The 18701-nt window shown below is 59.0% G+C and carries 20 protein-coding genes; 10 read left to right on the top strand and 10 right to left on the bottom strand.

The window, feature by feature from the left end; translation table 11 throughout:
• Positions 1–76 precede the first annotated feature (76 nt).
• From gap (AC1QQ2_RS00150) to gap (AC1QQ2_RS00160), 3 genes are all read left to right on the top strand, one after another.
• A complete protein-coding gene (gene gap / locus AC1QQ2_RS00150; protein WP_249945747.1) occupies positions 77–1078 on the top strand; it encodes a type I glyceraldehyde-3-phosphate dehydrogenase in 1002 nt (333 codons plus the stop codon).
• Between the two features lie 41 nt (positions 1079–1119).
• The gene (locus tag AC1QQ2_RS00155) at positions 1120–1260 is read left to right on the top strand and encodes a glyceraldehyde-3-phosphate dehydrogenase (protein ID WP_105234878.1); all 141 of its coding nucleotides are present in this window, start codon (positions 1120–1122) and stop codon (positions 1258–1260) included.
• Between the two features lie 107 nt (positions 1261–1367).
• Entirely contained in the window at positions 1368–2369 is a 1002-nt protein-coding gene (gap, locus tag AC1QQ2_RS00160) for a type I glyceraldehyde-3-phosphate dehydrogenase (RefSeq protein WP_479711619.1), read from the top strand.
• 165 nt (positions 2370–2534) lie between these two features.
• Here the strand turns inward: gap (AC1QQ2_RS00160) and AC1QQ2_RS00165 are convergent, their stop codons facing one another.
• Together AC1QQ2_RS00165 and AC1QQ2_RS00170 are read right to left on the bottom strand one after the other, a co-directional pair.
• Positions 2535–3080 carry a peptidylprolyl isomerase gene (locus tag AC1QQ2_RS00165; protein WP_479711620.1) on the bottom strand — a complete coding sequence of 182 codons (546 nt, stop codon included), beginning with the start codon at positions 3078–3080 and terminating at the stop codon, positions 2535–2537.
• A complete protein-coding gene (locus AC1QQ2_RS00170; protein WP_105236333.1) occupies positions 3073–3582 on the bottom strand; it encodes a peptidylprolyl isomerase in 510 nt (169 codons plus the stop codon). Before AC1QQ2_RS00170 ends, AC1QQ2_RS00165 begins: the two co-directional genes overlap by 8 nt.
• Before the next feature lie 146 nt (positions 3583–3728).
• On the opposite strand from AC1QQ2_RS00170, the gene AC1QQ2_RS00175 reads away from it, so the two are divergent.
• The 6 genes from AC1QQ2_RS00175 to AC1QQ2_RS00200 all read left to right on the top strand — a co-directional run bounded on the left by AC1QQ2_RS00175 (position 3729) and on the right by AC1QQ2_RS00200 (position 10296).
• Positions 3729–4904 carry a phosphoglycerate kinase gene (locus tag AC1QQ2_RS00175; RefSeq protein ID WP_479711621.1) on the top strand — a complete coding sequence of 392 codons (1176 nt, stop codon included), beginning with the start codon at positions 3729–3731 and terminating at the stop codon, positions 4902–4904.
• 148 nt (positions 4905–5052) lie between these two features.
• Positions 5053–5943, top strand: a complete 891-nt coding sequence (locus AC1QQ2_RS00180; protein ID WP_249945583.1) for a fructose bisphosphate aldolase — start codon at positions 5053–5055, stop codon at positions 5941–5943.
• Between the two features lie 149 nt (positions 5944–6092).
• Positions 6093–6395 carry an FtsB family cell division protein gene (locus AC1QQ2_RS00185; RefSeq protein ID WP_479711622.1) on the top strand — a complete coding sequence of 101 codons (303 nt, stop codon included), beginning with the start codon at positions 6093–6095 and terminating at the stop codon, positions 6393–6395.
• Positions 6396–6609: 214 nt separating this feature from the next.
• Entirely contained in the window at positions 6610–7599 is a 990-nt protein-coding gene (pdhA, locus tag AC1QQ2_RS00190; protein ID WP_067545602.1) for a pyruvate dehydrogenase (acetyl-transferring) E1 component subunit alpha, read from the top strand.
• Positions 7600–7620: 21 nt separating this feature from the next.
• Positions 7621–8985, top strand: coding sequence for a pyruvate dehydrogenase complex E1 component subunit beta (locus tag AC1QQ2_RS00195; protein ID WP_479711623.1), 1365 nt, complete (start codon positions 7621–7623; stop codon positions 8983–8985).
• 12 nt (positions 8986–8997) lie between these two features.
• Complete coding sequence (locus AC1QQ2_RS00200; protein ID WP_479711624.1) at positions 8998–10296, top strand: pyruvate dehydrogenase complex dihydrolipoamide acetyltransferase; 1299 nt, start codon at positions 8998–9000, stop codon at positions 10294–10296.
• Positions 10297–10343: 47 nt separating this feature from the next.
• Here AC1QQ2_RS00200 and AC1QQ2_RS00205 read toward each other — a convergent pair whose 3' ends face one another.
• Complete coding sequence (locus tag AC1QQ2_RS00205; RefSeq protein ID WP_479711625.1) at positions 10344–10616, bottom strand: hypothetical protein; 273 nt, start codon at positions 10614–10616, stop codon at positions 10344–10346.
• Positions 10617–10740: 124 nt separating this feature from the next.
• Complete coding sequence (locus tag AC1QQ2_RS00210; protein WP_479711626.1) at positions 10741–11247, bottom strand: N-acetyltransferase family protein; 507 nt, start codon at positions 11245–11247, stop codon at positions 10741–10743.
• 148 nt (positions 11248–11395) lie between these two features.
• Between AC1QQ2_RS00210 and AC1QQ2_RS00215 the strand changes: the two genes are divergently transcribed.
• Positions 11396–11743 carry a carboxymuconolactone decarboxylase family protein gene (locus AC1QQ2_RS00215; RefSeq protein WP_105234869.1) on the top strand — a complete coding sequence of 116 codons (348 nt, stop codon included), beginning with the start codon at positions 11396–11398 and terminating at the stop codon, positions 11741–11743.
• On the opposite strand, the gene cysE is transcribed toward AC1QQ2_RS00215, so the two are convergent.
• The 6 genes from cysE to AC1QQ2_RS00245 form a co-directional block, all read right to left on the bottom strand.
• On the bottom strand, positions 11740–12558 hold the full coding sequence (cysE, locus tag AC1QQ2_RS00220; protein ID WP_479711627.1) for a serine O-acetyltransferase: 819 nt from the start codon (positions 12556–12558) through the stop codon (positions 11740–11742). The genes AC1QQ2_RS00215 and cysE overlap by 4 nt on opposite strands.
• Before the next feature lie 80 nt (positions 12559–12638).
• Complete coding sequence (locus tag AC1QQ2_RS00225; RefSeq protein WP_479711628.1) at positions 12639–12929, bottom strand: DUF7742 family protein; 291 nt, start codon at positions 12927–12929, stop codon at positions 12639–12641.
• Complete coding sequence (locus AC1QQ2_RS00230) at positions 12929–16765, bottom strand: baseplate multidomain protein megatron (protein WP_479711629.1); 3837 nt, start codon at positions 16763–16765, stop codon at positions 12929–12931. Before AC1QQ2_RS00230 ends, AC1QQ2_RS00225 begins: the two co-directional genes overlap by 1 nt.
• Positions 16765–17199 carry an NlpC/P60 family protein gene (locus AC1QQ2_RS00235; protein WP_479711630.1) on the bottom strand — a complete coding sequence of 145 codons (435 nt, stop codon included), beginning with the start codon at positions 17197–17199 and terminating at the stop codon, positions 16765–16767. The genes AC1QQ2_RS00230 and AC1QQ2_RS00235 overlap by 1 nt, the downstream gene beginning before the upstream one ends.
• Complete coding sequence (locus AC1QQ2_RS00240; protein ID WP_479711631.1) at positions 17196–18065, bottom strand: DUF2163 domain-containing protein; 870 nt, start codon at positions 18063–18065, stop codon at positions 17196–17198. Before AC1QQ2_RS00240 ends, AC1QQ2_RS00235 begins: the two co-directional genes overlap by 4 nt.
• Positions 18062–18694, bottom strand: coding sequence for a DUF2460 domain-containing protein (locus tag AC1QQ2_RS00245; RefSeq protein WP_249945574.1), 633 nt, complete (start codon positions 18692–18694; stop codon positions 18062–18064). Before AC1QQ2_RS00245 ends, AC1QQ2_RS00240 begins: the two co-directional genes overlap by 4 nt.
• Positions 18695–18701: the final 7 nt, after the last annotated feature.

Below are 18701 nucleotides of genomic sequence, written 5' to 3' on the forward strand. Positions count from 1 at the left end.
AGATTTTTCTTTGCCGCAAGGCAGCATGCCAGTACAGACCCTGCAAACGCTGACGCTGCAGAGGATGAAAAACGACATGACCGTTACCATCGGCATCAACGGGTTCGGCCGCATTGGCCGCTGCACCCTCGCCCACATCACCGAAGCTGCCCGCAATGACGTGCAAGTTGTCAAAATCAACGCCACTGGCCCGATTGAAACCAACGCACACCTGCTGAAATATGACAGCGTCCATGGCCGCTTTGGCTCTCCGGTTAAGGTGAGCGGCAACACCATGGATCTGGGCCGCGGCCCAATCGAAGTCATGTCGACCTACAACCCCGAAGAACTGGACTGGTCCGGCGTCGACGTGGTTCTGGAATGCACTGGTAACTTCAACGACGGTCAAAAGTCGGCTGTTCACCTTGATCGCGGCGCGAAAAAGGTTCTGATCTCGGCTCCTGCGACCAACGTTCAGCGCACCGTTGTCTATGGCGTCAACCACCGCCAACTGCTGGCCGACGACCGCATGGTGTCGAACGGCTCTTGCACCACCAACTGCCTTGCACCGCTGGCAAAGGTTCTCAACGACGCGATTGGCATTGAATCGGGCATCATGACCACGATCCACAGCTACACCGGCGACCAGCCGACGCTCGACCGCCGTCACAAAGACCTCTACCGCGCACGCGCTGCGGCAATGGCGATGATCCCGACCTCCACGGGTGCGGCTAAGGCTCTGGGTGAAGTTCTCCCTGAAATGAAGGGCAAACTGGACGGCTCCGCCGTTCGCGTCCCGACCCCGAACGTCTCCGCCGTTGATCTGTCGTTCATTGCCGAAAAATCGGTCACCGTTGATGAAGTGAACGAAATCGTCCGCGAAGCCGCCCAAGGCTACATGGGCATGGTTTTGGGTTATGACGCAGAACAGAAGGTTTCCATCGACTTCAACCACACCACTGAATCGTCGATCTTTGCCCCCGACCAGACCAAAGTCGTCGGCCGCATGGTTCGCGTCATGGCTTGGTATGACAACGAATGGGGCTTCTCGGCACGTATGGCCGACGTTGCTGCCGCAATGGGCCGCCTCATTCACTAATCAATTGCATAGCGTCATGGCTGCGGGGTAAACCCGTGGCCATGAACAGCACAACGACCTACACGCTTTTCGCGTTGATCGTGACGGGTTTCGTCATCGATATGGCTCTCGGCCTCGGGGGCACCCTGTTTATCCTCAAAGAACTGTTTGATCTGACAGAATGGTTGGCATTCTGGCGCTGATTGCGCTGGTTTTGCCCTATTCACTGTTGACCTTTGGCGAGAAATCGCAATGTTAGCGCCAACGGAGAGAGTTAGCGCCAACATTACCCCGTTCTGGAGGACATCTTATGGCAGTCAAAGTCGCAATTAACGGTTTCGGTCGCATCGGCCGCAACGTCCTACGCGCAATCGTTGAATCCGGCCGCACCGATATTGAGGTTGTAGCGATCAACGATCTGGGTCCGGTTGAAACCAACGCACACCTGATCCGCTTCGATTCTGTTCACGGTCGTTTCCCGAGTGAGGTGACCACCACCGAGGACACCATCGACGTCGGTCGTGGCCCGATCAAAGTGACCGCAATCCGCGATCCCAAAGAATTGCCGTGGGGCGATGTGGACATCGCGCTGGAATGCACTGGCATTTTTACCGACCGTGAAAAAGCAGCGTTCCACCTTGAAAACGGCTCAAAGCGCGTTCTCGTCTCTGCCCCATCGAGCGGTGCAGACAACACCATCGTTTACGGTGTGAACCACAACACGCTGAAAGCTGACCAACTGGTTGTCTCGAACGCGTCTTGCACCACGAACTGCCTGTCGCCTGTGGCCAAAGTGCTCAACGACAAGGTTGGTATCGTCAAAGGCTTCATGACCACCATCCACTCCTACACAGGTGACCAGCCGACGCTCGACACCATGCACAAGGACCTCTACCGCGCGCGTGCGGCTGCGATGTCGATGATCCCGACCTCGACTGGCGCTGCTAAGGCCGTTGGCCTCGTGCTGCCAGAGCTGAACGGCAAACTCGACGGCGTTGCGATCCGCGTGCCCACCCCGAACGTGTCGGTCGTTGACCTGACGTTTGAGGCCGCGCGCGCAACCACCGTTGCAGAAATCAACGAAGCCATCATTGAAGCCTCGAACGGCGCGCTCAAAGGTATCCTCGGCTACACCAGCGTTCCGAACGTTTCGATCGACTTCAACCACGACCCGCATTCGTCGACCTTCGCGCTCGACCAGACCAAGGTTATGGACGGCACCATGGTCCGCATCCTGACATGGTACGACAACGAATGGGGCTTCTCGAACCGCATGGCAGACACTGCCGTCGCGATGGGCAAACTGATCTAATCAGCCCCTCTCAGAATACCAAAGGCCGCCCCGTCAAACGGGCGGCCTTTTTCGTTGCCCCTTTGTGCCGCAAATATCCCGGGGGGTTGGGGGCAGCGCCCCCATCACTTCAAATAAAAACGGGGACCACTGGCCCCCGCTCTCAATCTCACAGGTCTGAACCGATCACTCAGTCACAGTCACCGTTGCCATCATGTCAGGCTGACCGATCACGGCGCCGTTTGCGCCTTCACCGCGCTTAATCGCATCCACAACGTCCATGCCTTCGGTCACAGTGCCCACAACGGTGTAATCGCCGTTCAGGAAATAGCCGGGCTGGAACATGATAAAGAACTGGCTGTTGGCCGAGTTCGGATCAGCCGCGCGCGCCATACCAACGACACCACGGTCGAACGGCAGGGCCGAGAACTCCGCCGGAAGATCAGGCAGGGTCGATCCACCCATACCCGCCATCGACATGTCGCCGCCCATACGGCCAAACTCTACGTCACCCGTCTGCGCCATAAAGCCGTCAATCACGCGGTGGAACACCACGCCATTATAGAGCCCTTGGTTCGCCAGTTCGGTGATCCGCGCCACGTGCTGAGGCGCGACATCGTCGAGAAGGTCGATATGGAACGTGCCGTTTGCTTGACCCGAAACGGTCACATCCAACCCAGTTGCCAGCGCAGGGCCAGCCACCAAGGTCAGAACACACGCGAGCTTATACATCTGCTGCCACTTTCACGCTGATCATTTTGTCGGGATCGACGGGCGGTTCGCCACGAACGATCTTGTCAACAAATTCCATGCCCGACAGCACACGACCGTAGACGGTGTATTGGCCATTCAGGAAATGGTTGTCTTTGAAGTTGATAAAGAACTGGCTGTTGGCCGAGTTCGGGTTCATCGAACGGGCCGCACCCAGCGTGCCGCGATCGTGCGGAAGACGCGAAAACTCTGCAGGAAGGTCAGGCAGGTCCGAACCACCTGTGCCCGCGCGGTTTTTGTTGTAGGCATCGCTGTCGATGTTGCCGTGCTCTACGTCGCCAGTTTGCGCCATGAAACCATCGATCACGCGGTGGAACACAACGCCGTCGTATTTGCCAGCGCGTGCCAGCTCTTTCATGCGGGCGGTATGTGCGGGCGCAACGTCAGCCAGAAGTTCAATCACAACCTGACCGTCTTTGAGCTCGATGATCACTGTGTTTTCAGGGTCTTTGATATCGGCCACGGGGACCTCCTTGATTTCGCGTTCTTTGCACACTGACATAAGCCTCTTGCACGTCCTTGCCAAGGGATGCTCCCAGACCTTGCGTTGAAAGGCGATAACGAGGATACCGCTATCAGATATCAACCCAAGATTTGACGGAGGCGCAGATGGCTTGGAAAACACTCGACGATATGGACCTCAATGGAAAACGCGTTCTGGTGCGCGTGGATATCAACGTCCCCGTCGAAAACGGCGTTGTGACCGATACAACCCGCATTGACCGCATCGTGCCCACAGTCAAAGACATCGTTGCCGCTGGCGGTATTCCGATCCTCCTCGCGCACTTTGGTCGTCCCAAAGGCAAAGTCGTGCCCGAAATGTCGCTCCGCGTGACCCTTCCCGCGCTTGAGGCCGCTCTGGGATCGTCCGTGACCTTCATCGAAGTGCCCAACGCCGACGAGATGAAAGCCCTCACCCACGGCACCATCGTGCTGGTTGAGAACACCCGCTTCACCCCGATGGAAGAAGAGAACAACCCAGAGATGGCGAAATACCTCGCGACCTTGGGCGATATATACTGCAACGACGCCTTCTCTGCCGCGCACCGTGCCCACGCCACCACCGAAGGTGTCGCACACCTCCTGCCCTCTTGCGCGGGTCGCCTGATGGCCGAAGAACTCAGCGCTCTGGAAAAGGCGCTTGGCTCGCCCGTGCGTCCCGTTGTGGCTGTAGTTGGCGGCGCGAAAGTCTCGACCAAGCTCGACCTTCTTGGCAACCTCGTTGGCAAAGTCGATCACCTCGTGATCGGCGGCGGTATGGCGAATACTTTCCTAGCTGCCCAAGGTATCAACGTCGGTAAATCGCTCTGCGAACATGACCTGGCCGATACCGCTCGTGACATCCTCGCCAAAGCCGCCGATGCTGGCTGCGAAATCATCCTGCCCCGCGATGTCGTCGTCGCCCGCGAGTTCAAAGCCAACGCTGACAACGAAACCGTTGCGCCTGATGCAGTCCCCTCTGACGCGATGATCCTCGACGCTGGCCCCGAAACCGTTGCCTACATCAGCGAAGTGCTCGACCGCGCCGAAACCCTGATCTGGAACGGCCCGCTCGGTGCGTTCGAAATCGAACCCTTTGACGCCGCCACCAACGCCGCCGCGAAAAAAGCGGCAGAACTGACCAAGGCTGGCAAACTCGTCTCCGTCGCGGGCGGGGGTGACACCGTTGCCGCCCTGAACAAAGCCGGCGCCGCAGAGGCCTTTACCTATATCTCCACCGCTGGCGGTGCCTTCCTTGAATGGATGGAAGGCAAGGTCCTCCCTGGCGTCGCAGCGCTGGGATGAAGCATTTTGAAAGAAAGTGAACAGTGATAGCGTTATCCTAATAATCGTTATCGCTATCACATTTGCAACCTGCGCCCCGCTTTCCTACAAGCGGGGCGCAGGCCGTTTAAGGCCTTAAAAATTCTTAATATTTCACGAGGATTTAGTAATGAACCCGCAGATGGCCGCTAAGGTATCCGAAGGCAAAGGTTTTATCGCAGCTCTCGACCAGAGTGGCGGCTCGACCCCCAAGGCCCTGCGCCTCTACGGTGTTGAAGAAAGCGAATACAACGGCGACGCCGAGATGTTCGACATGATCCACCAGATGCGGTCGCGGATTATCAAATCTCCGTCCTTCACGGGCGACAAAATCGTCGGCGCGATCCTCTTTGAAATGACCATGGACCGCGACATTGACGGCACCCCGACCGCTGAATTCCTCTGGAACGCAAAGTCGGTCGTGCCCTTCCTGAAAATCGACAAGGGCCTCGCAGACGAGGCAAACGGCGTTCAACTGATGAAACCGATGCCAGAGCTCGACACCCTGCTCGCCCGCGCCGTGACCAAAGGCATCTTTGGCACCAAAGAACGCTCTGTCATCAACGCAGCCAACGCCGAAGGCATCAAAGCCGTCGTCGCGCAGCAGTTTGAAATCGGTATGCAGGTTCTCTCGCACGGCCTGATGCCGATCATCGAGCCCGAAGTGAACATCACCATCGCCGATAAGGCCGAGGCCGAAACCATCCTGCGCGACGAAATCCTCGCTCAGCTGGACGCTCTGCCCGCCGACAAACAGGTGATGCTGAAACTCTCGCTCCCTTCGGTCGAAAACTTCTACAAACCGCTCGTCGATCATCCCCGCGTGATGAAAGTCGTCGCCCTCTCGGGTGGCTACTCCCGTAAGGATGCAAACGACCTCCTGTCGAAACAGACAGGCATGATCGCCTCCTTCTCGCGCGGCCTGACCGAAGGCCTCTCGGCCAAACAGTCTGATGCGGAATTCGACGCCATGCTCGCCGCATCGGTTGGCTCGATCTACGACGCCTCGGTTGCAGGCTAATGTCACATCGGGGCGCCTTCGGGCGCCCTGTTTCTTTCCTGACTCTACTCGAAAAAACTTTGTGAAATAACCCTTTGGGGGATTCACAAAGCGAATCAGATGTGCGAATCTAGCGCCAACACCCGTCAGAGGTGATTTTGAGGCATATTATGAATCGCAGCGCACGGCCCGCTATGGGCTCTGTTATTTACTTCACAGTTTTGATCCTTCTGGGTCTCTACTTCACCTTTGCCGCTGTGCAGGGTGAATACGGCGTGTTCCGTCGCGCTGAAATTGATGCCCAAGCCCGTGAATTGCAGGCCGACCTCGACGCGCTGAACGTCGAAGTCGCGCATATGCAAAACCTCACCCGCCGTCTCTCTGACAATTACCTCGACCTTGACCTTCTCGACGAACGCGCTCGCGATGTTCTCGGCATGGTCCGCACGGACGAGATCGTAATCACCCGATAATCCTGCCTTTGTGCCCCCAATATCCCGGGGGTGAAGGCGCAGCCGAGGGGGCAGAGCCCCCGTTTCGCCCTTTGTTTACAGGGGCTTCACGCTGCCTTGCACGCTGTGCAACCCACCTATCCACCGCTGACCGATATTGACACTCGCTTTATAAATCCCAATCCTGTATAGATAGTTTAACACTAAACTATCGCCATCACAGGACGGAGGACCTATGGCCGCTAGAAAACCAGCCGCACAGGCAAACGTGTCCAAGGAAGAGCTGCTGAGCTACTACCGTGACATGCTTCTCATCCGCCGCTTCGAAGAAAAGGCCGGCCAGCTTTATGGCATGGGTCTTATCGGCGGCTTCTGTCACCTCTACATCGGTCAAGAAGCGGTCGTCGTCGGCCTCGAAGCTTGCACCAAAGAGGGCGACAAACGCGTCACCTCCTACCGCGACCACGGTCACATGCTCGCATGTGGTATGGACGCAAACGGTGTGATGGCAGAACTTACCGGCCGCGAAGGTGGCTACTCCAAAGGTAAGGGCGGCTCCATGCACATGTTCTCCAAGGAAAAGCACTTCTACGGCGGCCACGGCATCGTTGGCGCTCAGGTGCCGCTTGGTGCAGGTCTGGCCTTCTCGGACAAATACCGTGGCAACGACAACGTCACTTTCGCTTACTTCGGCGATGGCGCTGCGAACCAAGGTCAGGTCTACGAGACCTACAACATGGCGGAACTCTGGGACCTTCCGGTGATCTTCGTCATCGAGAACAACCAATACGCTATGGGCACCTCTGTTGCCCGTTCGACCAAATCGACCTCGCTCTACGGTCGCGGCGAAGCCTACGGCATCAAAGGCGAAGAAGTTGACGGCATGTCCGTCCTCGCCGTCAAAGAGGCTGGCGAACGCGCTGTTGCGCACTGCCGCGCAGGCAAAGGCCCCTACATCCTAGAGGTCAAAACCTATCGCTACCGTGGCCACTCCATGTCGGACCCTGCGAAATACCGGACCCGCGAAGAAGTGCAGAAAATGCGCGAAGAGCGTGACCCGATCGAACAGATCCGCGCGATGTTGCTCACGGGCAGCCATGCTTCCGAGGACGATCTGAAGAAGATCGACAAGGAAATCAAAGACATCGTGAACGAGTCCGCCGAATTCGCAAAAACCAGCCCGGAACCAGCTCTTGATGAGCTGTGGACCGACATTTACGCGTAAGATCGAGAGAGGACATCACACATGGCAACCGAAATTCTCATGCCCGCCCTCTCTCCGACAATGGAAGAAGGCACTCTGGCCAAATGGCTGAAAAAAGAGGGCGACACCATTTCTGCGGGTGACATCATCGCAGAGATCGAAACCGACAAAGCGACGATGGAGTTCGAGGCTGTCGACGAAGGCATCATGGGCAAAATCCTGATCGCTGAAGGCACCGAAAACGTCAAAGTGAACACTGCTATCGCTGTTCTCGTTGAAGAGGGTGAAGAGGTTCCTGCGGACGCTGGTCAATCGGCTCCTGCGGCTGAGGCTGCTGCCCCTGCTGCAGCGGCCCCTGCCCCTGCGGCGGCCGCTCCTGCGGCACCCAAGGTCGACCAGTCCCCCGACTGGCCCGAAGGCACCCCGATGAAAACCCAGACCGTCCGCGAAGCTCTGCGTGACGCGATGGCCGAAGAAATGCGCCGTGACCCCGACGTATTCCTCATGGGTGAAGAAGTTGGCGAATACCAAGGGGCGTATAAAATCTCCCAAGGTATGCTGGACGAATTCGGCTCTAAGCGCGTCATCGACACCCCGATCACCGAACACGGCTTTGCAGGTATCGCAACGGGTGCTGCATTCGGCGGTCTGAAACCGATCGTTGAGTTTATGACCTTCAACTTTGCGATGCAGGCCATCGACCACATCATCAACTCGGCTGCGAAGACCCTCTATATGTCTGGCGGTCAGATGGGTGCGCCGATGGTCTTCCGTGGCCCGAATGGTGCAGCGGCTCGTGTGGGCGCTCAGCACTCTCAGGACTACGCTGCATGGTATGCGCAAATCCCTGGCCTCAAGGTCGTCATGCCCTACTCGGCTGCTGACTACAAAGGTCTGATGAAACAGGCGATCCGCGATCCGAACCCTGTGATCTTCCTCGAAAACGAAATCCTCTACGGTAAATCGTTCGAGGTTCCGGTGCTCGACGATTTCACCATCCCGTTCGGCAAGGCCAAAGTCTGCCGCTCTGGTAACGACGTGACCATCGTGTCCTTCGGCATCGGCATGACCTACGCCCTCGAAGCCGCTGAAAAGCTGGCCGAAGAAGGCATCGACGCTGAAGTCATCGATCTGCGCACCCTGCGTCCGTTGGACTACGACACCGTGCTTGCATCGGTGATGAAGACCAACCGCATGATCACGGTTGAGGAAGGCTGGCCCGTTGGCTCTATCGGCAACCACCTGTCAGCATATGTCATGACCCACGCGTTCGACTACCTCGACGCGCCTGTCCTGAACTGCACCGGCAAGGACGTTCCGATGCCCTACGCGGCAAACCTCGAAAAGCACGCTCTTGTCACCACGGCTGAAGTCATCGACGCCGTGAAGCAAGTCACCTACCGCTAAGGAGACAGAGAAATGGCTACAGAAATTCTCATGCCCGCCCTGTCCCCCACGATGGAGGAAGGCACGCTGGCCAAATGGCTGGTCAAAGAGGGCGACGAAGTAAAATCGGGCGACATCATCGCTGAGATCGAAACCGACAAAGCCACCATGGAATTCGAAGCCGTGGACGAAGGCATCGTTGGCAAGATCGTCATCGCTGAGGGCACCGAAGGCGTTAAGGTCAACAGCCTGATCGCGATCCTCGTCGAAGAGGGCGAAGAGGTTCCAGCAGCGGGCGCATCTGCACCTGCTGCGGCTCCTGAGGCTGCGGCCCCTGTTGCGGCGGCTGCTCCGGCTGCTGCGGCTCCTGCCCCAGCAGCACCTGTCAAAGACGGCAACCGCGTCTTTGCATCGCCGCTCGCGCGTCGCATCGCAGGTCAAAAAGGTCTCGACCTGTCTGCCATCGCTGGCTCTGGCCCGCGTGGTCGCATCGTGAAATCGGACGTTGAAGGTGCAACCGCTGCACCCAAAGCTGCCGCTCCTGCTGCCGCTGCGACCGAGGCTCCCAAGGCTGCGGCTCCTGCTGCTGCCATGGCCCAAGGTCCGTCCACCGATGCCGTGCTCAAAATGTACGAAGGCACCGATTTCGAGGAAGTTAAACTCGACGGTATGCGCAAAACCATCGCTGCTCGCCTCACCGAGGCAAAGCAGTCGGTTCCGCACTTCTACCTGCGCCGCGACATCGAACTGGACGACCTGCTTGCCTTCCGCGCCCAGCTCAATGCGAAACTCGGCGACCGTGGCGTCAAGCTCTCGGTCAACGATTTCATCATCAAAGCCTGCGCATTGGCCCTGCAACAGATCCCAGAAGCCAACGCTGTTTGGGCTGGCGACCGCGTGCTGAAGTTCAAAAACTCCGACGTGGCTGTGGCTGTAGCCATCGAAGGCGGCTTGTTCACCCCAGTTCTCAAAAACTCGGACAGCAAATCGCTCTCGACTCTGTCGGCAGAGATGAAAGACCTCGCCAAACGTGCCCGCGACCGCAAACTCGCGCCGCATGAATATCAGGGCGGGTCCTTCGCGATCTCCAACCTCGGCATGTTCGGCATCGACAACTTCGACGCCATCATCAACCCACCGCACTCTGGCATCCTCGCCGTTGGCGCGGGCGTGAAGAAACCTGTGGTTGGCGCTGACGACCAGATCAAAGTGGCGACAGTCATGTCCGTCACCCTCTCCGTTGACCACCGCGTGATCGACGGCGCACTGGGCGCACAACTCCTCGAGGCGATCAAAGCGAACCTCGAAAACCCGATTGCAATGCTGGCCTAATCAGCACTCTATTGATACGAAAACGCCCCCGATTTCGGGGGCGTTTTTTATTTGATACGGCAGGACTGCCAATTGCAGTAGTCGCGATAAGGAATACCTAAGTGGGAACATTTGATCCCAACATAATCATCTTCCTCAAAGCTCTTTAAATCGGAACTGCTAATCGCTTTACCGTCTAACCAAGCAACCCCATTGAACTCGGGAATACCGTCCAAAGCGCCAACTTCCTGCAAGAAGGCCTTTGGGTCTGCTAAGAATTTTTCGATATCTTTCTTATCTGTGATGAGGACAGAACGGTCGTAAATAATGACTTCACTCATGTGAAACCCCCTACTTATGCAATTTCCAACGCACAAAGGGTCACAACTCAACCTAAAGTAGTCAATATTTTTCTTACAATTTTTTTGCGACTAACGCGTTCGGAAAAGGTCTTGAAACAAATGACTAAGGTTTCTCCCGATCATCCAAGGTCAGTTGCAAGAACAACATATCCAGCCATCGCCCGAATTTCTTACCGACCTGCGGCATCCGCGCGACCTCTACAAATCCCATGCGTTCATGAAGTCGGACGGACCCTGTGTTCCCCGCCTCAACACTCGCGATCATCGCATGGAGCCCCTGTTCCCGCGCCCGATCAATGATCGCCTGCATCAGTTTCGGCCCCAGCCCCTGCCCTTGATACTCTGGCAGAAGATAGACCGAATGTTCGACGGTCAGATCATAGCCATCCTTGCCGCGAAACGTGCCGTAGGTCGAATATCCCGCCGCCACGCCATCGACCTCTCCGATAAACACAGGAAACCCCGCCGCGCGCCGCTCTGCAAGAAACGCCAGACGGTTCGCCTCATCCACGAGGATATCCGTCCAGAGCGCGGTGCCATTCAGAACCTCGTGGTTATAAATCTGCGTGAGAAAGCCCGCATCGGCATCGGTGGCATCGCGAATGATCATCTGGTGTCTCCGTCTTTTGCCCGAACTGAACCCCGTTTTTTGCGCCCCCGCAAGGGCCGTCAAAAAACATTCCAACTCTTTGATCTATCGCAAGGTTTGCCCCCGCCAGACTGCTATGCATCGGGTGACCAATCAAAAGAGGCGCGACATGGACTGGAAAGACTACCTAGCCAACACCACCAAACTGACCAAAGACTTCCGCAAGGCCCAACCCGACGTGGGCAAGGCCTTTACCGATATGCACCGCGCGGTGCTGCATGACGGCGCGTTGTCGGTAAAACACAAGGAATTACAAGCGATTGTCGTGGGCATCGTGACCCATTGCGCCGATTGCATCGGGTTCCACCTACAGGGCGCCGTCCGCGCAGGGGCAACCCGCGCAGAGCTAGAAGAAACGATCGCCACCTGCATCCTGATGGGCGGCGGACCTGCATATATGTATGGGATGAAGGCGCTAGAGGCCTACGACCAGCTGGTGGGTGAAGGAGAGGGTTAACCCTCTCCCATGCATTTTTTCAGCAGTTGATCCATAGAGACGGAGGGCTGGTCACATCCAGCTTCTCCGACGATCTTGGCGGGGACACCCGCCACGGTCTTGCAGCAAGGCACATCGCTCAACACGACAGAGCCCGCAGCGATACGGCTACGATCCCCGATCTTAATATTGCCGAGCACCGACGCCCCAGCGCCGATCAACACACCATCACCGATTTTCGGGTGACGATCCTCGTCCTCTTTGCCCGTGCCGCCCAGCGTCACAGTGTGCAAGAGCGATACGTTATCACCAACAACAGCCGTTTCACCGATCACGATGGAATGGGCGTGGTCAATCATGATCCCACGACCGATACGGGCCGCAGGGTGAATATCAACGCCGAACGTCTCTGAGATGCGCATCTGTAGGAAATACGCCATATCCTTGCGCCCCTGCTGCCAGAGGTAATGGCCCAAACGATAGGCCTGAACCGCCTGATACCCCTTAAAATAAAGGAGAGGATGCAGGAATCGGTGGCAAGCTGGGTCACGCTCATAGGTCGCGACTAGGTCCGCACGCGCCGCAGCGGTCAGATCGGGTGCGGCCTCATAGGCGTCATCCGCGATCTCGCGCAGCAATTGCTCCGACATCTCAGCCGAAGCAAGCTTCATCGACACGCGGTAGGCCAGCGCGTCCTGAAACCGATGATGGTGCAGGATACATTGGTGCAGCAGGCTCCCCATCAGAGGTTCGCTTTTGATCGCCTCCTCTGCTTCCGAACAGATACGGTCCCAGACGGGATCGATTTCAGCCAGTTTTGTTTTCGGGTTTGCCATGGTCAGGCTCCTGCGTTTTCTCGCGTCAGATTATCCTACTTAGGACATTTCGTCCAAGAATAAACCCGTGATCGACCATATCACCGATTTTGATGGCGCGAGGCGATATAGGTTTGCAGTAAAACACTTAGCGCGTTGTGAAACCCTTCTGGGGTTGGGTAGCGGATAGGTGCGCGAGGCAATCGGATGGCGCGGTCATGGAGCGTCCCATTACCCCAGTCAGGATGCGCCCGCCCCGTCCGTTTTCGGTATTTATCGGCAAACCGCGCCTGATCGATCATCATAGCCGCGAGGTCTGGCCAATCGCGGTCAGGGCGCGCAAGCAATGCCCGCGCACCCTGTTCCAGATCAGCCAGCAACACCGCTCGCATCACGCCACCCAAAGCGACCGATACGGCCCCGCGCCATAACGGTCCGACAGTTGCGCGACCTGCAGGGTGTAGCCGCCTGTCACGCCATCCGCGGCCTTATCAGCGGACGAATAGGTGAACTCTGGCACAGCTACGATCACCTCGCGTTTCAGGTCGCCAGAGCCAAAGATCCGCACCACATAGGCTTCGCGATCCTCGCCCAAGGGCACCTCTGCCGCGTCCCAGCTATCGCCATCCACCCGCGTTCGCCGCACCCAAGTCGTCACCTCCCCCGTCGAGGTCAGATGACACACGGGATAAGGCCGCAGCCCCGTGCCCGCGAACCCGCTCGTGACGGTCTGATAGGTCGGATCATCATAGCCACGGGTCGCAGGACCAAAGCGGTAGCTGCGTGTGACACCGCGCAGGCTGCTCGGGTAATCGGGCTGAACGAGCGCCCCGTCCAAGAGCACCACCATTGATCCCGCAGGACGGAATAGCGCCTCCGTTCCCTGCTGCCCCCTCAGCCGCAACCGCAGGTCATAGGTGTTCGGCGCAACGAGCACGGCCTCTTGGAACTGGAACACCTCCCAGCCGTCCGCGCTGCCATCCCCAATGGCAATCGCATTTCGGCCCGACAGAACGCCCAAGCGATCGGTCGAGGAAAGCTCCCCCCGCACCAATTGCACCCGAAGCGCCGCCCCATGGTCCCACCGTCCCGCCATCGCGGGGTCAAGCGGGGTCAACGTGGTGCCAATCGTGGCAGGCCGCTCTGCAGTGACGGCGAGCCGATAATCGCTGTCGGTTTCCGAATGATAGAGCGCGACCGCACCCGGCCAATGGACCGCCGTCGCCGCAAAATGCGGGGCATGGGCGATCTCTGTTCCCGTGAGCAATGGCAGGTCAAGGAACACGCCCGTCACTGGCAAAGGCGCCGTGATCGGTGCAACCGTCTCTGCCAGATCATCGACCAAGGACGGGATATAGGCCTCGGTATCAATCCGCGTCGCCTCCACCTCTTGGCCCAAGGATTGTGTCATCCGATCAATACGATAGCTGTCACCGCTCAAGGTCACGACATCCCCTGCAGCGACATCAATCCGCGAGGGCGGCAGGGCAAATGTCACCGTGTCCCGGGCCATACGCTGTTCGGTCAACCAACGGTCTGTGATCTGGCTCGCCTCAGCTGAGGTCAGGACAACGCCCGCCTCGGACCGCGCAACAGACTGCGCCCCACTCGCAAGGCTCGCCTCGGCCAGACGGGTGTCATAGCTGCCGTCGGCACCCACGTAGGACAGACGGATTCTACCCGCAACTTCGGCCTCGGGTGCACGGATATGTTCGATGGCAGAGAACCGATCGCCGATCACCAGATCATCAGGGGAAAGCGTCACCCCATGCGTTGGCGTGCGGGTGACAAAGGTCAGCTTCCCATCCCGTTCGGTCACATCAAACCCATAGGCCAACATCAACGGCTGCAAGGCGGCCCGCGCCGTGTCGGTCTGGTCGATCATATATCCACGCAGCACACCATAGAGGCGGCTCACATCGACCTCTGCCACCCCTGCACGCTGGCAGATGTCAGCCACCGCTTGGGCAAGGCTACGGGCCGACAAACGACCGTTCATCCAATGGCCACGGGCGTAATTCACCCCATCCGACCAGAGGTCGCGATTGTTGGGAAACGCAGGATAAGGCCGCGCATCCCAAGCCCAAAGGCAGGCCAGCGACATATCCACCATCGCGCCACCGTAAACGGGCGACACAGGGTTCGTGCTTGGGTCCGCGTAGTGGTCGTGGATCGCGGTGATATAGGCCGCTTGCAGGGCATCATCGCGCCCCCCTGTCGAATAATACGGCAGGCCCGACTCCGACGATTTCTGGTCGAGGAATTTGTTCGGCTGGTTCGTCCCCTTATCAATCGCCGCACAGCCGTATTCGGTAAAGACGATGGGTTTCGACATGGGCACCCAGTCGGTCGGAGTCGCGTCTTTAGCGCCGCCAATGCGGTTGTAATGGGGGTTGGACCACCAATTGCGAATGTCCTTGGGTCGCCAAATCCAAGGCTCGCCCTCACCATCGGTGATCGGCGTGCGGATTTGCGCGGCGCGGGCCTCGGGCGAGTGGTAATACCAATCGTAGAGTTCACCGCCCTCAACGTTGGAACGCAGGTAATCAAGGTTGCGAATATCGCCCCAATGCGCGTCAAGGTGATCCAACCCATCGCGCCAATCAGAGAGCGGCAGGTAGTTATCAATCCCGATGAAATCGATATTCGGATCGGCCCAGAGCGCGTCGAGGTGAAACACCTTATCCGCCGTGCCCGCAGGCTGCATCCCGTGATATTCGGACCAGTCGGCGGCATAGGTGATTTTGGCGCTCGGTAGGATTGCTTTGACCTCCGCCCCAAGTTGGCGCAATTGGTCGACCGCTGGGAACCCGTTTGTCCCGCGAATTTCGGTGAGGCCTCGTAGTTCAGAGCCGATGCAGAACACGCCGACACCGCCTGCCGCCGCACAGAGGTGCGCGTAGTGGAGGATGAAGCGGCGGTAGCTCCATTCCGCTGGACCAGTGTAGGTGACCGATGTGCCGTTGATCGCGAAATCGCTGGCTTGCGCGGTGCCGAAAAACGCCGTGACCTCGGCCTCTGCGAGGGCGGTTTGGTCGGGCGTTCCGGGTTGGTTGGGCGCAAGCGACAGCGTGATCCGACCGCGCCACGGCAGCGCAGGCTGTGTCGCGCCACCCCACGGATCGGGGAGAGCGTTATCCGACAATTGCTCCATCAGAACAAAGGGGTAGAACACGGGGCTGATGCCGCGTGTGGTCAGGGATTGGATCGCCTGCACCACGGATTGGTCGGTGGGCGTGCCGCCGTAAACGGGGCGGTCATCGGCATAAGGGACAAGGCCAGCGGTGGCGCGGTCGGCCCCGCTCACCTGCCACGGCATGTCGATTGGATCGGGGCCTAGCGTCTCTGCCCGTGGACCGATACGACAGGACCCGCAGCGCAGATCATCGCCGAACCACGACACGATCAGCGAGGCGGTCGCGAGGTTCGGCGCCTCATCCGTCAGGGCATCCAGAGACACCTCAATATCCGCCTTGCCCGCCGCCGTATGGACGTTGAGCGACCGATAGGACCCCAGCCCGTCGTTCACCGTCACCGGCGTTGTGGCCAGCGCGTATTCCCCCGTTCCAGGGATGAGGGCCACGCCACGGACCTTTTGCGCGATGTCGTCGGCGCTGGTTTTCACCACCTCGAACGAGAACTGCGGGATGCGGTTGCCGAATAGGCCAAGGGGCAGGTCTTCGATCACCACATAGGCGGTGCCGCGATAGGCGGGCGCGTTGCCTGTGCCCTCGACCGCTTCGATTTTTGGATCGGGGAGCTGGTCTTCGCCGCCCTTATAGACCCGCAGGGTCAGGTCATCGGCGGCGATCTCTACCCCGTCGGCCCAGATGCGCCCAATGCGGGTGATCGGCCCCTCACAGACCGCGATGGCGAGGCTGACGGTATAGGCATAGTTCGTCACGCTCGGCTGACGGGAACCCTTGCCGCTGCCGCCAGTGGTGGTCGTGCTCTCAAGGAACCGCGTGGCCCAGATGACCTGACCACCCACACGCATTTGCCCGTGGATTTGCGGGATGGCAGAGCCCTCGGACGCGCCGGTTAGACGGAAACGGTCGATGCGGCCTGTTTCCACCGCATCCGATCCGCCTATCACGCGCTGGTCGATGACACGGCCCAAGGTCGCGCCGATGGCGCGCCCGATCACCGCGTTCGACAGGCCAAGCGTGGTGCCACCGATGGACCCACCCAGCGCCATACCTGCCGCAGAAAGAACAATCGTCGCCATCAAAGCCCCCTTTCAGGAAAGGAAAACCGCGCCGCAATGCGACGGGCCCATGGTGGGGTCAGGCGGCTCTCGATCACGCCGTGGCCCGTGTAGGAATGGATAAATGCAGGACGCGCCCCGATCTGCGATTGCAGGCCGAGGTGTTTGGCAACCGATCCGTCGCGCATCCGAAACAGGATCAGATCACCGAGCGCGGCGTCACTTACAGGTTTCGGGGTGAAGTGGCGCAGCGCGGCGTCAAAGAGATCCTCGCGCCCTTGGGGTTCGGACCAATCGGCGCTGTAGGCAGGCACGGGTTCAGGGAGAGGGCCGATATGGTCACGCCAAAGGCCAAGGATCAGCCCCAGACAATCGCAGCCCGCCCCCTTGCACGAGGCCTGATGCCTGTAAGGGGTGCCGATCCAATCGCGGGCGGTGGTGAGAATCGGGGTCATCGCAGGCTTCCCCCATCGTTGCTGCCTGCACGGCGTGGGGTGGACACCAGCCAGTCTTCGCCTGGAATGTCAGGAAAGCCGCGGAAATTCAGAAGGTTGTCGAACTTTGCCTGACAGGTGGCCATGCGTTTGTCGCAGCCCGCCTCAAGGCGGATTAAATCGCCCGCCGAGATCTCTGCCCCAAGGGGCTGCCATAGTTCGATCAGGTGCCGGGGACCGTCGATACGGTTCGCCTTGATCAGACCAGAAAGGCCCGTGGCAGCCCCCGACATGACCGTCAGACGCCCCTTTTCGAACCACCGCTCTGCCTGTGGCAGCGGGTCGGTCCAAAAGACGCGGTTGCGTTTGACGGCATAGGCTGGGGTTTCATGACGAAAGGCGGGCGTGTTGAGGTCAACACCACAGACTGCATCGCCCAAGGTGGCAGCACAGGCGCGTTGGAACACGCGGCCTTGGGGTTGGTTGAGGGCCTCGGCCAGCCCGCGCAGTTCGGCGCGGAACTCTGGCCCGTTGCGGCGCATTTCCCCTATGCTGCCGCGAAACCGCAAGAGCCGCTCTGAGGTGTCCGCCCAATTGACGATCCAGAACCGCACCTCGGCCCCGTCATAGCGACCCGCGATGATGTCGGCCTCTGTGATGGCGGTGTCGGTCAGGGTGCCGATCGCCTCTGTGTTATCGACAGACAGACCCGTGGACTGTTCGATGGCCTGTGCAGACAGCCCCGTATCGGCGCGAAAGGTGATCCCGTCAAAGGACAGGTCGCGGTCGTGGTCGGTAAAGCCCAAGGTCACGCCATCGCCCCGCGTCACGGCCCATGCGCGGCAGGTGGTTGTGGTGCCTGTGGCAAGGTGCGTGAGGAGCGTCATTGGCGCACCTCCACTACGGGAATATCAGGCACCTCGCCCGCGTTGAAATTCGCAGCCGAGATGCGGATCGCATCCGTGTCAAACCGCACAGGCACGTCGAATTCAAAGCCCGCACGGATGTCCACGCCGATGTCTGGCGGATGGGCAAAAGTGATCTCTCCGTTCGTGTAATCGACGGTGTAATCGATGCTTTCTTGCTGGGGGATATTGCCCAGCGTCACCAGCACCGTGCCAAGGACGGGTTTCGTGATCGGACGCTCATAGCTGCCCGCGCCAGAGGTATAGAGTTTGCGCAGGGCAAAAGTCGATGTGACCTCATCCCCGATGCCAAGCAGTTGGTCGATGCCAGAGGGCGCACGCGAGGGCGCGCAGGATTTGTAGTCGGCCCAGTCCTTCCAACGAAAGCCATAGAGCTGCCCTTTGCGGCCCTCAAAAAACGCAATCAGCGCGTCGATGTCATCCATCGACCGCAGGCCCAGCCCCGCGTCATAGCGCCTGCGCGAATGGGCCCAAGGCGCGTTGCGTTCCTCGTGACCATTGGCGAGCGTGACGATTTCAGTGCGCCGTTCTGGCCCACCGACAGAGCCGAACGACAGCGAGACGGGAAAGCGGATATCATGGAACCCCATTGTGGCC

Source organism: Aestuarium sp., assembly GCF_023253315.1.
GTDB lineage: Bacteria > Pseudomonadota > Alphaproteobacteria > Rhodobacterales > Rhodobacteraceae > Marivivens > Marivivens donghaensis.

Coding starts and splice junctions, on each gene's coding strand:
- AC1QQ2_RS00215 (WP_105234869.1), top strand. CDS start 11,396: ATGGACTGGAAAGACTACCTAGCCAACACCACCAAACTGACCAAAGAC.
- cysE (WP_479711627.1), bottom strand. CDS start 12,558: ATGGCAAACCCGAAAACAAAACTGGCTGAAATCGATCCCGTCTGGGAC.
- AC1QQ2_RS00180 (WP_249945583.1), top strand. CDS start 5,053: ATGAACCCGCAGATGGCCGCTAAGGTATCCGAAGGCAAAGGTTTTATC.
- AC1QQ2_RS00225 (WP_479711628.1), bottom strand. CDS start 12,929: ATGCGAGCGGTGTTGCTGGCTGATCTGGAACAGGGTGCGCGGGCATTG.
- gap (WP_249945747.1), top strand. CDS start 77: ATGACCGTTACCATCGGCATCAACGGGTTCGGCCGCATTGGCCGCTGC.
- pdhA (WP_067545602.1), top strand. CDS start 6,610: ATGGCCGCTAGAAAACCAGCCGCACAGGCAAACGTGTCCAAGGAAGAG.
- AC1QQ2_RS00155 (WP_105234878.1), top strand. CDS start 1,120: ATGAACAGCACAACGACCTACACGCTTTTCGCGTTGATCGTGACGGGT.
- AC1QQ2_RS00185 (WP_479711622.1), top strand. CDS start 6,093: ATGAATCGCAGCGCACGGCCCGCTATGGGCTCTGTTATTTACTTCACA.
- AC1QQ2_RS00205 (WP_479711625.1), bottom strand. CDS start 10,616: ATGAGTGAAGTCATTATTTACGACCGTTCTGTCCTCATCACAGATAAG.
- AC1QQ2_RS00165 (WP_479711620.1), bottom strand. CDS start 3,080: ATGTATAAGCTCGCGTGTGTTCTGACCTTGGTGGCTGGCCCTGCGCTG.
- gap (WP_479711619.1), top strand. CDS start 1,368: ATGGCAGTCAAAGTCGCAATTAACGGTTTCGGTCGCATCGGCCGCAAC.
- AC1QQ2_RS00245 (WP_249945574.1), bottom strand. CDS start 18,694: ATGGGGTTCCATGATATCCGCTTTCCCGTCTCGCTGTCGTTCGGCTCT.
- AC1QQ2_RS00195 (WP_479711623.1), top strand. CDS start 7,621: ATGGCAACCGAAATTCTCATGCCCGCCCTCTCTCCGACAATGGAAGAA.
- AC1QQ2_RS00210 (WP_479711626.1), bottom strand. CDS start 11,247: ATGATCATTCGCGATGCCACCGATGCCGATGCGGGCTTTCTCACGCAG.
- AC1QQ2_RS00235 (WP_479711630.1), bottom strand. CDS start 17,199: ATGACCCCGATTCTCACCACCGCCCGCGATTGGATCGGCACCCCTTAC.
- AC1QQ2_RS00200 (WP_479711624.1), top strand. CDS start 8,998: ATGGCTACAGAAATTCTCATGCCCGCCCTGTCCCCCACGATGGAGGAA.
- AC1QQ2_RS00230 (WP_479711629.1), bottom strand. CDS start 16,765: ATGGCGACGATTGTTCTTTCTGCGGCAGGTATGGCGCTGGGTGGGTCC.
- AC1QQ2_RS00240 (WP_479711631.1), bottom strand. CDS start 18,065: ATGACGCTCCTCACGCACCTTGCCACAGGCACCACAACCACCTGCCGC.
- AC1QQ2_RS00175 (WP_479711621.1), top strand. CDS start 3,729: ATGGCTTGGAAAACACTCGACGATATGGACCTCAATGGAAAACGCGTT.